This is a genomic window from Paraburkholderia sp. BL6669N2 (assembly GCF_003387275.1).
Lineage (GTDB): Bacteria > Pseudomonadota > Gammaproteobacteria > Burkholderiales > Burkholderiaceae > Paraburkholderia.
The window spans coordinates 2905953-2921916 of the sequence record NZ_QUNA01000002.1 but is presented as its reverse complement, the minus strand read 5'-3'; the positions used below and the strand labels follow the sequence as shown (position 1 = coordinate 2921916).

The 15964-nt window shown below is 61.9% G+C and carries 11 protein-coding genes; 5 read left to right on the top strand and 6 right to left on the bottom strand.

Annotated elements, in window-relative coordinates; all coding sequences use genetic code 11:
• Nucleotides 1–28 precede the first annotated feature (28 nt).
• Nucleotides 29–3028 carry an FAD-binding and (Fe-S)-binding domain-containing protein gene (locus B0G80_RS35560; protein ID WP_116122422.1) on the top strand — a complete coding sequence of 1000 codons (3000 nt, stop codon included), beginning with the start codon at nt 29–31 and terminating at the stop codon, nt 3026–3028.
• A gap of 20 nt (nt 3029–3048) precedes the next feature.
• Here the strand turns inward: B0G80_RS35560 and B0G80_RS35555 are convergent, their stop codons facing one another.
• Nucleotides 3049–3681: a helix-turn-helix domain-containing protein gene (locus tag B0G80_RS35555; RefSeq protein ID WP_106282688.1), complete on the bottom strand. Its 633-nt coding sequence runs from the start codon at nt 3679–3681 to the stop codon at nt 3049–3051.
• Nucleotides 3682–4294: 613 nt separating this feature from the next.
• Here B0G80_RS35555 and B0G80_RS35550 point away from each other — a divergent pair.
• Entirely contained in the window at nt 4295–4744 is a 450-nt protein-coding gene (locus tag B0G80_RS35550; protein ID WP_116122421.1) for a hypothetical protein, read from the top strand.
• A gap of 65 nt (nt 4745–4809) precedes the next feature.
• Here the strand turns inward: B0G80_RS35550 and B0G80_RS35545 are convergent, their stop codons facing one another.
• Nucleotides 4810–5475 carry an arylsulfatase gene (locus B0G80_RS35545; RefSeq protein ID WP_258879142.1) on the bottom strand — a complete coding sequence of 222 codons (666 nt, stop codon included), beginning with the start codon at nt 5473–5475 and terminating at the stop codon, nt 4810–4812.
• A gap of 346 nt (nt 5476–5821) precedes the next feature.
• On the opposite strand from B0G80_RS35545, the gene B0G80_RS35540 reads away from it, so the two are divergent.
• Complete coding sequence (locus B0G80_RS35540; RefSeq protein WP_116122419.1) at nt 5822–8557, top strand: DNA-binding protein; 2736 nt, start codon at nt 5822–5824, stop codon at nt 8555–8557.
• Between the two features lie 71 nt (nt 8558–8628).
• On the opposite strand, the gene pstS (B0G80_RS35535) is transcribed toward B0G80_RS35540, so the two are convergent.
• On the bottom strand, nt 8629–9654 hold the full coding sequence (pstS, locus tag B0G80_RS35535; RefSeq protein WP_116122418.1) for a phosphate ABC transporter substrate-binding protein PstS: 1026 nt from the start codon (nt 9652–9654) through the stop codon (nt 8629–8631).
• Between the two features lie 309 nt (nt 9655–9963).
• On the opposite strand from pstS (B0G80_RS35535), the gene B0G80_RS35530 reads away from it, so the two are divergent.
• Entirely contained in the window at nt 9964–11001 is a 1038-nt protein-coding gene (locus tag B0G80_RS35530) for a transporter (RefSeq protein ID WP_106282692.1), read from the top strand.
• Between the two features lie 61 nt (nt 11002–11062).
• Here B0G80_RS35530 and B0G80_RS35525 read toward each other — a convergent pair whose 3' ends face one another.
• The gene (locus tag B0G80_RS35525; protein ID WP_258879141.1) at nt 11063–12025 is read right to left on the bottom strand and encodes a CHAD domain-containing protein; all 963 of its coding nucleotides are present in this window, start codon (nt 12023–12025) and stop codon (nt 11063–11065) included.
• Nucleotides 12026–12493: 468 nt separating this feature from the next.
• Here B0G80_RS35525 and pstS (B0G80_RS35520) point away from each other — a divergent pair, with 468 nt between their 5' ends.
• Nucleotides 12494–13528, top strand: coding sequence for a phosphate ABC transporter substrate-binding protein PstS (gene pstS / locus B0G80_RS35520; RefSeq protein WP_116122416.1), 1035 nt, complete (start codon nt 12494–12496; stop codon nt 13526–13528).
• 18 nt (nt 13529–13546) lie between these two features.
• Here the strand turns inward: pstS (B0G80_RS35520) and B0G80_RS35515 are convergent, their stop codons facing one another.
• Nucleotides 13547–14818 carry an MFS transporter gene (locus tag B0G80_RS35515; RefSeq protein ID WP_116122415.1) on the bottom strand — a complete coding sequence of 424 codons (1272 nt, stop codon included), beginning with the start codon at nt 14816–14818 and terminating at the stop codon, nt 13547–13549.
• A complete protein-coding gene (locus B0G80_RS35510; RefSeq protein ID WP_116122414.1) occupies nt 14815–15918 on the bottom strand; it encodes a nitronate monooxygenase family protein in 1104 nt (367 codons plus the stop codon). The genes B0G80_RS35515 and B0G80_RS35510 overlap by 4 nt, the downstream gene beginning before the upstream one ends.
• Nucleotides 15919–15964: the final 46 nt, after the last annotated feature.

The window sequence follows — 15964 nt, the reverse complement described above, 5'->3', positions numbered from 1 at the left end:
CGCACAGGCACGTGAGACGGGGAGCGCAGTGGGAACGTCATTTGATGAGGAACAGGGCGCGGGCGTCGACGAACTGCACGAAAACGGCACTAGCGCACTGAAGCGGGCGCCGCGCGTGGCCACGCCTTTCACCGGCACCGCGGCTGTGCTGCAGGCGCTCGAAGCGGATTTGCGCAGCCATGTGCGTGGCGAAGTGCGCTTCGATCAGGGTTCAAAAGCGCTGTATGCGGCGGATGCGTCGAACTATCGGCAAGTGCCGCTCGCCGTCGTCGTGCCCGCGGATGTCGACGACCTGTTGGCCACGCTCGCCGCCTGCCGCCGTAACGACGTGCCGTTTCTCGCGCGCGGCGGCGGCACGTCGCAGAACGGGCAATGCGTCAACGTCGCGGTGGTCGCGGACGCGAGCAAGTATGTGAACCGCGTCGTGTCCGTCGATCCACTGGCGCGCGTCGCGATCGTCGAACCCGGCGTGGTCTGCGACACCTTGCGCGATGCCGCCGAACAGCACGGCCTTACCTTCGCACCCGACCCGGCGACGCACAGCCGCTGCACGCTCGGCGGCATGATCGCCAACAACTCGTGCGGCGCGCATTCGGTGATGGCCGGCAAAACGGTCGAAAACGTCGAGGCGCTGGAAGTTGCGACCTTCGACGGCGCGCGTTTCTGGGTCGGTCCAACCTCCGATCAGGAGCTCGAACGCATCATCGCCGAGGGCGGCCGTCAGGGTGAAATCTACGCCGCGCTGAAGCAGTTGCGCGATACCTACGCCGAGCAGATTCGCGCGAAATTCCCGCGGATCAAGCGGCGCGTGTCCGGCTTCAATCTCGATCAGCTGCTGCCGGAAAACGGCTTTAACGTCGCGCGCGCACTGGTCGGCACCGAAGGAACGTGTGCGCTCACCTTGCAGGCGAAAGTGCGCCTCGTGAAAAGTCCGGCGATGCGCGTGGTCGTCGTGGTCGGCTTCACGGATATCTACACGGCGGCGGATGCCGTGCCGCATTTCATGCGCTGCGGGCCGATCGCCATCGAAGGATTGGACCGCGCGATCATTCGGGGTTTGCAGGCGCGCGGCTTGAAGCAGGACGAGATCGCGTTGCTGCCTGAAGGCGATGCATGGGTCGTGCTCGAATTCGGCGCGGACACGCAAGCCGACGTGATGCTTAAAGCGCGAGCCGCCGCCGCTTACTTTGCCTCGGGGCAGGCAGGGCCGAATGTGTCGGCGATGCTTGTCGAAGACCGGGCGTTGCAGGCCAAGGTCTGGTCGATCCGTGAGACAGGCGCGTCGGCGGTGGCATTGTCGGTCGATTCCGGCACGCCGGACCCGATTGTCGGCTGGGAAGATGCCGCGGTCGATCCGCTGCGTCTCGGCGATTATCTGCGCGCGTTCCAGGCGCTGGTGGATCGCTACGGTTACGAGACGAGCCTCTATGGCCATTTCGGCGATGGCTGCGTGCACGCGCGCATTACCTTCGATCTACGCAGTGCGGAAGGCGTCGCGACGTGGCGCAAGTTTCTGCGCGAAGCGGCCGAACTGGTCGTCGAGTTCGGCGGTTCGCTGTCGGGCGAACACGGCGACGGCCAGGCCAAGGCCGAGTTTCTGCCCATCATGTACGGCCCCGATTTGATGCAAGCGATGGAGCAGTTCAAGGCGATCTGGGATCCGGCCAATCGTCTGAATCCAGGCAAGGTCGTGCATGCGTATCGCGCCGATGAAAACCTTCGCATGGGCCCCGCCTACAAGCCGGTCACGTTGCAAACCAGATTGACGTTTGCGAGCCAGCAAGGCGACGGTTTTCAGCGCGAGATCGAGCGATGCATCGGCATGGGAAAATGCCGCTCGCTCGAAGGCGGCACGATGTGCCCGAGTTATCGCGCGACACGTGAAGAGAAGTATTCGACGCGGGGCCGCGCGCATCTGTTCTGGGAAATGCTGCAAGGCGACGTGATCCCCGGCGGCTGGCAAAGCCGCGAGGTGAAGGAAGCGCTCGATACGTGCCTCGCGTGCAAGGGCTGCAAATCCGATTGCCCAACGCATACGGACATGGCTTCCTACAAGGCGGAATTTCTTTCGCATTACTACGAGACGAAGCGTCGGCCACGGCAGGCGCTGTTCATGGGACGGATCAGCGAATGGGCGCCGTGGGCGGCGCGTTTTCCACGTCTGACGAACTTCATGACGTCGGCGCCGGGTTTGTCTTCGATCGGCAAGTGGCTGGCCGGCGTGGCGCAAACGCGCGAACTGCCTCGTTTCGCGAATGCCACATACAGGCAGATCGCGCGACGTTCGCCGCAATCGGCGCGTGATGCCCACGGCGACGTGAAGAAAGTGATTCTGTGGGTCGATACATTCAACGATCACTTCACGCCCGAGATCGCGCAGGCCGCCGCCGATGTTTTGAAGCAATTGGGCTGGCATGTCGTGTTGCCGAAGGACCGGTTGTGCTGCGGGCGTCCGCTGTATGACTTCGGGCTGCTCGAACGCGCACGCGAACTTCTCACGCGTATTCTCGACGATCTCGCGGACGATATCGCCGCGGGCGTGCCGCTAGTCGGTCTCGAACCGGGCTGCTTGTCGGTGTTCAAGGACGAGCTGCTGAAGCAATTGCCCGATCATGCATTGGCGAAGAAGCTGTCGGCGCAAACGTTCCTGTTCTCCGATTTCGTCGCGCGTCAGCCGTTCGATTGGCCGACGCTGGCCGCGGACGTGATCGTGCACGGACATTGCCATCAGAAGGCGCTGTTCGGCATGCAGGGTGATACGGCGCTGCTGAACAAGCTCGGCGTTAAATGGAAACTGCTCGACACGGGGTGTTGCGGCATGGCGGGATCGTTCGGCTTCAACGCGGAGCATCACGCGCTTTCCACGAAGATTGGCGAAGACGCGCTGTTTCCGGCGGTGCGTGCGGCGGCTGCGGAGACGATCGTATTGACCAACGGCTTCAGTTGCCGTGAACAGATCGAGCAGGGGACTGGGCGTCACGTAATGCATATCGCGCAACTGGCGCAGCGGGCGTTGGCGGCGCGCTAAGCGCGCTCACGCGCTTGCATTTACTTCTTCGTCGATTCGATGGTGGCCGGCGCTTGAGGAATATCGGCGCTGGTCGCCATCCACAACACTTCGGCGTCTTCTTCGCTCGTGGAGACCGCTGCGTGCCCGGTGCGGCTGTCGAAGTAGAGGCTGTCGCCGGCATTCAGATGCGTCGGCGCATACAACTCCGAATAGAGGCACACGCTGCCGCTGATCACATACAGAAACTCCTCGCCTTCGTGACGGCCCCAATCGTCGAAGGCGTCGAGCGTGTGCGCGGAGATGCGGATACGAAACGGCAGCATCGCCTTGTGCGCGAGGTCGGTGGCGAGCAGTTCCATCTGATAGCCGCGATAGGCGTGGCGCTGGCCTTCGTTTTTGCGGGTCAGCGCGCGGCGGCCGCTCGCGCTGACTTTGGGCGTGGAGCCGAACAGCTCGCCGATTTCGATCTTCAGTCCGAGGACGATTTTCTGCAGCACGTCGAAAGTGGGGGACATCAGGCCGTTTTCGACCTTCGAGAGCGTCGAGCGGGACACGCCGCACAGGCGGCTGGCGGTTTCCAGCGTCAGATCCTGCGCCTGGCGGGCGGCGCGGACGCGGCGGCCGAGGTCGGTGATGGACGGATCGGCGGATTTGGCGAGATGGGTGTCCATGGGGCTTGATGCTCTGAATGCGCGCTTGGAGGGGCAATGTTGTTTCCGATAATAACATTTGAGGCGGGCCGCAAGTCCGCAGGCGAGTTTCAGGCGCTGTCAATGGGATCGTCGCGCGCACTTTGAGCCGTGGGTATGGCCTGAGCGGTCGTTTGGATTGGCGCGATCGAAGCGAGCGCGGCATTCGCGTACTTTTCTCATCGGAAACTTTGAATCATCGCGGGCGAGCAAGGGCCGATGGCGTCGTTGTAACGTCCAATATTAATCCGGGTCGCCGGTCGCGTTTGATATCGTGGTTTGATAATCGTGTTGCCTTTGCGGGGAAGGCATTAGTTCAGATACTGCGCAGCGCGCTTTGTTGTCTCTCGCGATCCAATAAGCCTTGATCACTGCCTCGCCATGCCGGCGCCGAAACCCGGTGATCGCGATTAAGAAAAGATAGGTAAAACATAGGCTTGCCAGATGCCTATAGCCTCGCTTGCGATTAATCACAAGTCCGTTATGCAATCGGAATATTAATAAATTCTGTTAAATCGTCTCGGTAATGAATTTTCCGTTGTCGTATGCATTACGATGCTGAAATTAAAAGCAGCATCGACAAAATAATCGATCCATGTCTCAGAATCGTAAAAAACGACCAACGGGGAATCAGGTGCGCAGAAAGCCGCTGGGTAAAGCCAAACTTTTGCCGCATACCACCACATACGTGCGCGAACAGTCGTTGCGCTGGCATCTCGCTTTGGCCGCATTCCAGGCGGGCAAGGGCAACGGCGAATTACTGGCAAAGCTGGTGAAGACGCTTTACCTGGCCTGGTATCTTCAGCAGGCCGGGTTCGGCGCGCTGGGGCGTGACCTTTATCTCGAAGCTGAACGTATTCTGGATGCCGCCGCTCGTAGCGCGACCCGGGAAATCTGGCGAATCGCGGCAGCGGACTGTGCGCCGATCACGAGGCTTCTCGATTTGCACGAGCAGCAGCTGCAAACAGCGCCGGTGTTCGCCGTGGACGAAGCTGAGTTACGCGTTGTGCGCTTCGGCCAGAGCGATAAACGATCGCCGTGGTAAGCGGATTCGAAGCGTGACGGCTTCGAAGTGTGGGTCGTCGCAGGCGGTTATCGTGGAGGCGGGCATCATGAGGCGTCTCCCGAGCGTTCGCTGAATCGCTGTGTGGCGGCGTGCAGCGCCGCGCTCGGACTATCGAGCGGCCGTCTACCCTTTTGGACCAAGCCGGCGGCGGCCGCCATCCATGGATGAGCGAATGCGACAACGCTCGCGCCTGCCTCATACGCGGCGTCGGCTGATGACGCCGTCGCCGCGAGGCATGCTTGAATCTCGTCCGCTTTGAACAGCGCCCAAACGTGGCCGACGTGAACGACTTCCACGGACGCAGCGCTTTTGCTCGCATGCTCCGTAAAGAGCTTCCTCGTCGACTCGATAGCCGATTCAGCCGCACACAACACGACGATGCTCCCGCCCACTTCTGCTGCCGCGACAGCCAAAGCGACATCCGCCCGGACGATGGGCACAGGCGGACTCGCGATATCGGCCACCGCGGGGCCGAGCGTGCCGCAGGTGAGAACGACAGCCTCGGAATCGGCTGCCAGCGCGAGAAGACGCTGCTTTGTGCGGGCGCGCAACTCGTCGTAAAACGCCCCCGTTTGATCCACGGCCTCGCGAAGGTCCGCTCTCACTTCATGGTGGAGATCTTCGGCCCGCAATCCAAGCGTTTTTGCTGCCTGCTCAAACACCTGGCGGTTCCCATCCATCGTATGCAGAAACGAAATACGCATTGCCATATACCTCGGTATCAGGTGTGTCATGTCGACGCCGCTTCGCATTTCCTCGCCGACGGTGTCCCACTCGGTGCCGCTGCATTCTTGCAACGTCGGTGCGGGCTAACAAGGCAAGCGCCTCTACCGGTATCGCCGATACCTCTCTTGCGCGAACGATCCGCGACGATATAGCGGCCTTATGGTCCGCTATTCCGCGCATTCGAGAAGACCGTCGAGCCCTAATATCATCGGTCCGCGTGCCATTAGCTGTCATTTAGCTTGGATCCCGAACGTCGCCGGACGTCCGCAGACGTAGTAACGTATTGAAAATTTAACCTTTCGCCCCGCTACATTGATTCTTGAGGCGCATATGTCCACGGACACAGACCCAATCACCGACGAACAGATCGCTGCAATTGCCGATCGCATGGTCGAAGAGGGCAAAAGAGTTTCGCCAGTGACAATCTGGAAAGAGGTTCGCGGCGGTTCGCTGGTGGCGATAGTCGCGGCCTTGCAACGCTGGCGCGAGGCGCGGCAGGCCGACACACCGCAAGCACAGGTCCAGCCCGGATTGCCGGAGGGCCTCGCCGAAACGGTCATCAGCGCCGCGGATCGGATCTGGACGGCGTCCCAGCACGATGCGGAGAAGGCGTTCAATCAACGCCTCGCCGCGGTGAACCAGGACCTGGAAGCAGCCCTCGCGGAACGGGACGAAGCGCTTGCCGAGTATCAAAAGAGCATCGACGAAATCGAAACGGGGCGCAACCGTCTCAGCGCGCTGACGGACGCGCTGAGCGCGTCGGAAAGCGCTGCCCTACGCCTCGAAGCGGAACGCGCGAGCGCCGCCGGTCGCGCCGAAGCGGCCGAAACTCACGTCGCCGAACTGGAGCAGCGTACGTCCGCACACGACGCCGAACTGGAAGGCATAAAGGCCTCGCTTGACGAGGAACGCCTCGCACGTGAAGAGTTGGCCACGGCGCTGACCGGCAAAACCGATGAAGTCGCGCAGGTCATTCAGGAGCGTGATCAGGCGCGGCACGAGGCCGCAACATTGAGCGATGCCTGTCAGGCGAAGACAGAGGAGGCGACGCGATTCGCGCAAGAGGCAAGCGCGGCTACTTTGCGCGCTGAAGCTGCGGAGGCACGCATCGAGGAATTCGTGCAGCGCGCGTCCGAGGACCAGACCAAACTGGAAGCCGCGAGCGCGTTGCTCGAAGAGGAACGCCAGGCGCGCGAAGCGTTGGCCGCGGTTGTGACGAGCAAGAACGATGAGGTAACGCGAGTCACGCAGGAACGCGATCACGCTCAGCAGGAAATCGCCGCGTTGCGCGACGCCCATGAGGCGAAGTCGCAAGAACTCACGCAATGGTCGCAGGAGGCGAGCGCGGCTTCGTCGCGTGCACAAGCCGCGGAGGCGCGCGCGGAAGAACTGGCGCGGCGTGTGTCGTTGCAAGACCAGGAGTTGGAATCTGCGAAGGTATCGATCGAACAGGAACGCAGAGCACGCGAGGAATTAGCTTCGATCGTCTCCGTCACGAACGATGAGATGACGCGCGTCACCCAGGAGCGTGATCTTGCGCTGGAGGAAATCACGTCGCTGCGTAGCGCCTATGAGGCGTCGCTCGAAGAGGAACGCAAGGCACGTCAAGAGCTGGCTTCAGCCATCTCCAGCAAGACCGACGAAATAACGCAGCTCACTCAGGAGCGCGACCGGGCGCTGCAGCAAGTCGCGACGTTGGAAGCCGCGTATCAGGCGAGCTCGCAAGAAGCGACGCGTTGGTCGCAGGAAGCGAGCACGGCGGCGTCACGCGCTCAAGCAGCAGAGACGCGTGTAGAAGAGCTCGAACAGCGTGCATCGGCGGATCATGCCAGTCTGACAGCGACGAACGCGTTGCTGGACGAAGAACGCAAAGCACGTGAAGAGTTGACCGCGGTTGTCTCAGCCAGGAACGACGATGTAACGCGAATCACGCAGGAACACGATCAAACGCGACAGCAGTTCGCCGCTTTGCGCGAGGCCCATCAGGCGAAGTCGGAAGAAGCGACGCGATTGTCTGAGGAGTTGAGCGCGGCAACATCGCGCGCGCAGGCAGCCGAAGCGCGGGTGGAAGAACTCGCGCAGCGCGCAGCGTCGCAAGTTGCCGAACAGCAAGCCGCGACGGCTTCGCTAGAAGAAGAACGCAAGGCTCGAGCGGAGTTGGCCGCAGAGCTATCGGCAAAGCACGATGAAATAGCGCGAGCCACTGAGGAACGCGATCAAGCCCAGCAGCAGATCGCCGCGTTGAACAGCGCCTATCAGGCCAAGGAAGAAGAGTCGGCACGCTTGCTGACAGAGTTGAACGCGGCTTCGTCGCAGGTACAGGCTGTTGAAGCGCAGGCAAGCGAGAACCACGCGCAGTTCGTCGCAGTGGAAGCTGAGTTGAAACAAGCGCGTGCTCTGCTGATCGCGGAGCGCGAGGCGGCCCGGGTGCGGGCCGAGGAAGCGTCGGCGCAACTCAGCGAGTTGCAGCGCGTCACGCATGAACTGGACGAGGCGCGCGAGCAGATCAGCGCCGTGACCGAGGCGAAGACACTCGTGAGTGCAAACCTCGCTCGGCTATCGCAGGATGCCTCCGCCGTGAGAGAGCGCGCGGAGGCCGCCGAACGCCATGTCGCGGAGTTGGAGCAGCGCGTCGTGGCACAAACCGCGGCCATAGCGCAACACGCACAACGCGCCCAGCAGCTAGCAGCCCGTGCCGAGCAGAACGACAATACGGAGGAGGTCGCGGCTTTGCAGCGGCAGATGTCGACGCAGGCCAAAGCCCATGCAAAGGCCATGAGCGAGCTTCGCACGACAGCCGAGCAGTGGGTCGCGCATGCAAAAGACCTCAAGCAGCGGCTCGGTCTGGCAAGCGAGAAGATCTTGTTCATCGACGCACGCAGCACCGGCGAGGTGGCGCTTGTCAGGCGGCTTTCATCCGAACTGGAGCGGCTCAAGCCGGATCACGAATTGGTCTCGCGGGAGACGCAGCAAAAACTGATTGCCGCGACGATGACGCACCAGCTCGCGCAGAAGGGCTACCGTTACGATCCGGCCACGGCGGTGATGTCGAAAGTCGCGACCTGACGTTAGCCACCGGTCAGACGCGCAATGGAGAAAGGCGCGCGCATGCGACGCGCGCCCCATGAATCCGACGCTTACGGCGCGACCGGCTTGCCCGACGCGTCCTTCACTTTCTGTTTCCACTGCGTGCGGATTTCAGCTGTCACGGATTCCGGCAGCGAAATGTAGTCGAGATCATCCGCTGCCTTGCCGCCGTTCTTGAACGCCCAATCGAAAAACTTCAGTGTTTCGGCACCCTGCGCCGGCTTGTCCTGCGCCGTGTGCAACAGCACGAACGTCGCGCCGACGATCGGCCATGCGTTCTTGCCCGGCTCGTTCGTCAGAATCTGGTAGAACGACTTCGACCAGTCCGCGCCTGCTGCCGCTGCCTTGAAGGTGTCGGTCGCCGGTGCGACCACGGTACCCGCTGCATTTTTCAGCGACGCATAGGTCATGTGGTTCTGCTTCGCGTACGCCCACTCGACGTAGCCGATCGCGCCCGGCAGACGCTGCACGAAGGCTGCGACGCCGTCGTTGCCCTTGCCGCCCGTGCCCGTCGGCCAGTTGACCGTGGAACCTTCACCGACCTTCGACTTCCAGTCTGCGTTGACCTTCGACAGATAGTTCGTCCAGATGAAGCTGGTGCCCGAACCGTCGGCGCGGCGAACCACGGCGATATCGGTATCCGGCAGCTTGACCTTCGGGTTCAGCGCGACGATCGCGGGATCGTTCCACTTCTTGATCTTGCCGAGATAGATATCGCCGAGCACTTCGCCCGACAGCACCAGTTCGCCGGCCTTTACACCCGGCACGTTGATTGCCGGCACCACGCCGCCGACAACGGTCGGGAACTGGAACAAGCCGTCCTTGGCCAGTTCGTCGTCTTTGAGCGGAGCGTCCGAGCCGGCGAAATCCACGGTCTTCGCAATGATCTGTTTGATGCCGCCCGACGAACCGATGCCCTGATAGTTGACCTTGCCGCCGCCGGTCTTTTGATAGGCGTCGGCCCATTTCGTATAGATCGGCGCGGCGAAGGTGCTACCGGCACCCGTGATGTCGGCGGCGTGTGCGGCGCCGGCACACAGCGCACACACAACCAGCGTAAGTTGCTTGAGATTCATGGTGAGACTCCTCACGGCGACGCAATCGCCTTCGATTGGCTGCAACTTAAGGGCGAAATATGACGTTCTTGTGACTACTCAAATTAAATGATCCGCTTGGCTAAGCTTAAGCATTCGCTAAGCCGACGTCATGAAAACTAGCGGGTTAACCTTCTTTTGATCCGCCGCGATATGCTCGGACCTTTGATTCCGGTTCAATCTGCGCGGCGCCGGAAGTTGGAATCGGGTGGTGACAGCCACGGTTCTGATTTTGGCCGCCAGATTGCCGGATAGGCCAATCCCGCATGGGAAGCAAACGCTGAATGACCTATGAAATCTGATCTGCTACTGCAAACCTACGGCGCGGACTCGTCCGGCATGGTCTGCGGCTTTCTCTTTTCTTCGAATCGCGCCGGTCGCTCGATCGACGCCGACGAAGTCGCCGAATGGCTCCAGGCCCACGACGCCCACGGCCCCGCGAAGGAAGGCAGCGAGTTTCTCTGGCTTCACTTCAATCTCGCACATAGCGCCAGTGAGCGTTGGATGAGAGCCCAGCTCGAATTGCCCGAGACGTTTTTCGACGCATTGCGCGAAGGCTCGCACTCCACACGCATCGAACACGCGGACGGCGCATTACGCGCGGTCGTGAACGACGTCATGTTCAATCTCGAGTTCACTCCCTCCGAGATTGCGACGCTGTGGATTTACGCGAATCAGCGAATCATCGTGACCGCGCGTCTCAAGCCGCTGCGCTCGGTGGACCGACTGCGTGCGTCGGTTCGGGAGGGAGAAGTATTCAGGTCGCCGGCGGAATTGCTGGTTCATCTGATGCATGACCAGGCTGACCTGTTGGTGCAGATCGTCCGGCGGACCAGCGCCGACGTCGACCGGATCGAGGACCGGTTCCTGTCGCAGCGGCCCACACAGAACCGGATCGATCTGGGCGCGATGCGCCGTATGCTGACGCGCTTGCAGCGCATGCTGGCGCCTGAACCCGGCGCGATCTTCCGCCTGCTGGCACGGCCGCCGCGCTGGCTTCATGCGGAGGACGTGCAGGATCTGCGCGAGTCGACGGAAGAGTTTTCCGTGGTTCTCTCCGATGTGGCCGGGCTGATCGAACGGGTCAGGCTGCTGCAGGAGGAGATCATCTCCCGCCTCGAAGAGCAGAACAACCGTACGCTGTTTACGCTCACGCTGGTGACGGTTTTGGCGATGCCGATCAATATCGTCGCGGGTTTTTTCGGCATGAATGTGGGCGGTATTCCGCTCGCTGAAAACCGGCACGGCTTCTGGGTGATGGTGTTGCTTGTCGCCGGCTTTACCGGGCTCGCGGGATGGTGGGCATTTCGCCGCCGCAAGGAACGATAAGAGCTGTTGTGTCCGGCTTCGGCGGTACTGGCAGTCGCCGTATAGCGCGATATCGTCAGCGTCAGTTCACGCCGGTGCTGGGACGCTCAAGGGCAAGCCGGTCGTTGAGTGCGCGTATTTCTGCATTCGCACGCTGCATGTGCTGGTCTTTGCGATTCCTGAGATACGCGATTGCGTCGCCTACCATGCCAGGCTCACCCAGCCGATCCGCATGCGCCAGAAGCAGCGCTTCGCTCGAAACAATATCGTTGAGCTTGCCTAGTTCGTCCTGCAATTGCGTCAGTTCCGCGACGCTGATCTCGTTGCTGCTATCGAGTAGCGGCGCGAAAAACTCCAGCAGATAGCGAACTTTCTTTCCCGCGACGCGGACGTCGTGAAGTTCGGCGTAACCGGCGTCCGGATTTTCCAGCACACGCTTCAAACGTTTTCGCAGCGTCCGCTTCGCCGTTGCAACACGGTTCGCGGCGAACGCCGTGAGCGGTTCGTCGAACGAGCACGCGTCGAGTTGCTGAATCACACTCGCTATTCGCTGTGTCAGCATGGCTTCGGCGTTCGCGTCTGCAATCGTTGCGCGACTGCGCAACAGTGCATTGCCACGCAATAGATCGAGACGTTCGATGAGCGCCGCGAAAGCATGCGGTGTCGACACGTCTTCCGCCAGTAAGTGTTTCAGGATATCCCAGTCACGCGTTTGACCGGCGGAATCGGCGAGCGCCTTGAATTCACGCCGCTGCCATCTTGCCCGCGATCTGTCGATAAGCGGATCGTAAGCCCACCATAGCGAACGCAAGCGCCGCAGCACGACACGCAGTTTGTGCGGACTTTCCGCATCCGCGCTCACGCACAAGCTGCCGATGCGTAGCGCCACTTGCGCGGCCATTGGCGTGGCCAGCGTCGAAAAAGCCACTGCCGGTGACATGTCCGGCGCAATCGTGCCGCCTCGTTTGTTGGGATTGTCTGCGACCCGCTCCTGTGTGGAGGCGGTTGCAGATGCGGGATCACGCGTGTCAGGTGTGGAGTTCATCGGCTCGAGTCGCATGAGTCCCTGAAGCGGACGGAAGTGAGGTGAACGTAAGGTGACGCGTGTCGGATAGCTTAGCAACTGCGATATCCATCCTACAACGTAAAAATCCTGAGGGGCATGCCGGTACTGTGGACAAAACGGAATTCGCGCGACGATTCACCCTACCTTCGCTCGGAGGAAGACGCCACGCTGTTCAGTATGGCGAATCGAATGGTGTGTCGTTTCCGTGCTGTGTTGATAGAGCGATTCAATTTGCTTCCCGCTCGTCACCGACCTGTAATAAGAAAAGTTGTCATTACCGCGCTGCGCGAGCCCTCTTTCAAATCGGCACACCACAGCGCGACGAACAACCGGTGGAAATAGAAAGCGTAAGAAAGTCCGCCAGACAATAGTTTCTCCACGCCACGCGTCGTTACCCGGCGAGCTTCACTTCATGAGCTTCAACAACAATTCCGAGTGAGGTCTTTCGTGAGCTATACACAAACATTGTTGGCCGGCGTGGCCGGCGCTTTTCTGGCGGTCGCGGCGCACAGCGCTGACATCACTGGCGCCGGCAGCACCTTTGCCGCGCCTATTTATACGAAATGGGCCACCGCATACCAGCGTGCGGGTGGCGGCACGGTGAGCTATCGCGCTGTCGGGTCGACGGAAGGCTTGAAGGAGATCATGGTCAGCCAGGTCGATTTCGCCGGCTCGGACGCACCGCTGAGCGACGACGAGTTGATGAAGAACGGGCTGATTCAGTTTCCAACCGTAATCGGCGGCGTCGTGCCGGTCGTCAATCTGCCGGGTATCAAGCCAGGCGAGTTGATTCTCTCGGGGCGTGTGCTTGGAGATATCTACCTGGGCAAAATCGTCAGCTGGAATGCTCCGGCTATCGCCGCCATCAATCCCACGATCAAGCTGCCCGACACGCCTATCGCCGTGGTTCGTCGGCTCGACGGTTCAGGCACCACGCTGATCTGGACGCACTTTCTCGCGCAGGTGAGCCCCGAGTGGAAGAGCAAGGTCGGCGAGGGGACTTCAGTGCGCTGGCCGCGCGGAATAGGCGGGCGAGGCAACGAAGGGGTCGCCACCTTCGTACAACATTTGCCGGGCGCGATCGGCTACGTGGCATGGGACTTCACGAAGCAGAATCATATGGCGTACGCGGCCATGGAAAATGCGTCGGGTGCCGTGGTACAGCCAGGACCCGAAACTTTCAAGGCCGCCGCCGCGAGCGCCGACTGGTCCAGATCGCGCTTTCCGATCCTGACCAACGAGGCGGGCGCGAACGCATGGCCCGTTGTCGGCGCGACGTATGTCTTGCTGCACAGCACGCAGGACAAACCGGAGCGCGGCGAGGAAACGCTGAGATTCCTCGACTGGGCGCTGACGAACGGCAGCCAGGCTGCGGAGGACCTGGACTATATTCCGCTGCCGCCGTCGGTCGCGAGCGAGATTCGCACGCAGTTGCACGCGCGGGTGAAGAATCCGGCGGGTAAAACAGTCGCAGGCGAATGACGGCGGCAGTCTCGCCGCTCAGGCAGCGAGACTCTGACGAGTGCGCGCCCACTGCGCAAGCGCGGCGCACGCCACCAGCAGCGACCCGGTGACGAAGAACACGGAGTGCAGCCCGAGATGGACCGCGATCACGCCGCCGATAATCGGACCGACAACCTGTCCGCTGAATTGCGCCGACTGCAAATAGCCGAGCATCTGACCGGTCTTGTGCTCTTCCACTGCATGCCGGGCCAGTTTGGCAATCGCAGGCAGAAGACCGGCCAGCGTCATGCCCATCAGCGCGCGTAATCCCGCCAGTTGCCACCACGCGTGAACGAACGCTTGCGGAATCATCACCAGACCCGTCAACACCAGGCAAGCGACGATCACGTTCCAACTGCCGACCCGATCGGCCAATGCGCCGAGGCGCGCAGCCGTCAGCATGCTGCCGAAAGCCGAACACGCCATCACGATGCCCGCCACGCGCGCCAGATGAAGTGACGGCACGCCGAGACTGCCCACGTAGACCGTGATGACCGGTTCGATCGACATGTTGGCGAGCAGCACCATCATCGCGGTGACGAGCAAGGCGGCGATCACCGGATAGTTGTTGCGATGCGTGCTCGCCGGCGCGTGCCCGGCGGGACGCCGCGTGGAATGAGCGGCCGGGTCAAAATCTTCCTTGACGACGAAGATCGTGAGCAATGCGGCGACCGCGATCATGGCGCCGCCGGCGAAGAACGTGCCGCGAATGCCGAGCCAGCCAGGCAAAAAACCGCCGACGAGCGGCCCGATCAGGTTGCCGGCCAGCGCGCCCGTCGACAACACGCCCAGCGCCCAGCCCGCACGTTCCTTCGGCGCCTGAGTGCCGACCATCACCGTCGACGCCGACGAGTAGCCGCCCACCAGGCCCGCGAGCAAACGCAGGGCGACGAGTTGATGCACGTTGTGCGCAATGCCGATCAACGACATCACCACGGCCATGCCGACGGCCGCGCGCACCAGCATCGGCTTGCGGCCATAACGATCGGCAAGGCGCCCCCACACGGGCGCGGTGACAGCAGTGCCCAGAAACGTGGCGCCGAACGCGATGCCCGACCACTGGATGACGGCGGACTGCGACTGCACCCCGAGTTGCTGGACGTAGATGGGCAAAAACGGCAGCAGCATGCTCAGGCTGACGAGCGTGGTGAACGAGCCGAATACGCACACGGCCAGATTGCGGCGCCAGTAACGTTCATGTCGCGCGGAATAGTCGAGGCCGCGCGTTGGCTGATCGGACGGCACGGAAACTTGCGAGGGGGTGTTCATATCGTCTTCCCGGCAAACGAATGCGAGCGTGACTGACCCTCCGCTTCGGCAAGTTCGCTCATCAATGTGGCAACCAATTGCGCAGCGGGCAACGCTCTCGCGAGCGGCGCGCCCTGGCCGGCCCACTGGACGGCAAAATCGGAATTGCCCTTGGCGCGGGCTGCGGCGTTCAGGGCTTTGGCGGCGTCGTATGCAATCGGATAGTCGGGCAGCGGCGGCGCGTCCGGCGAGTCTACGTCGATATACAGCCGGTTGCTCAAACCGCGTGCAGGGCGGCCGGAGATTGCGGCCGTCACGGCCGTCCGGTACGCGCGTTGACTGGTCAACGCGTGCCGGTAGGCGGCATCCGCGCCCGATTCCGGACACAGCACGAACGCGGTGCCCATCTGCACGGCGCTAGCGCCGAGAAGCAATGCGCCGGCAATGCTTTGACCGTCCATGATGCCGCCCGCGGCGATGACCGGCAGCGTCGATTGTTTGGCGATCAGCCGGACCAGCGCCAGGGTGCCGATCATCGCGTCGTCGTCCGGATTGAAGACGCCACGGTGACCGCCTGCTTCCGCGCCTTGCGCGACGATCGCATCGAGTCCCGCCTGCTCGATCTGCAAGGCTTCGTGCGGTGTGGTCGCGCATCCGAACAGCAGAATGCCGGCGCGATGAAGCGCGTCGATCCATTCGCGCGAGGGCAGCCCAAAATGAAAACTGACGACAGCGGGACGTTCTTCGATCAACACTTGGAGCATTGCCTCGTCGACCACGAAGCTGGTGTAAATCTCCTTGAGCACGACCGGTGTTCTGGCGCCGAACTCAGCGAACAGCGGTTGCAGATGCGCCAGCCACGTGGCTTCGCGAAGCGGATCGCTGTAAGCCGGCCGATGGCAGAACACGTTGACGTTGAATGCCTTGCTGGTGAGCGCGCGTGTCGCGACGATCAACTCGCGCGCCTGCTGCGCGGTACTCGCACCCACGGCGATCGAGCCGAGCGCGCCGGCATTGGAAACAGCGGCGGCGAGGGCGGGCGTCGAGATGCCGGCCATCGGCGCCTGAATGATGGGATGCTGCATGCCGAGTGCCTGCAGAAAGCGGATATCGGAGGTCATGGGGTTCTCACAGTTCGAGTAATGGGTAGAGTCGCCTGCAGCGGAG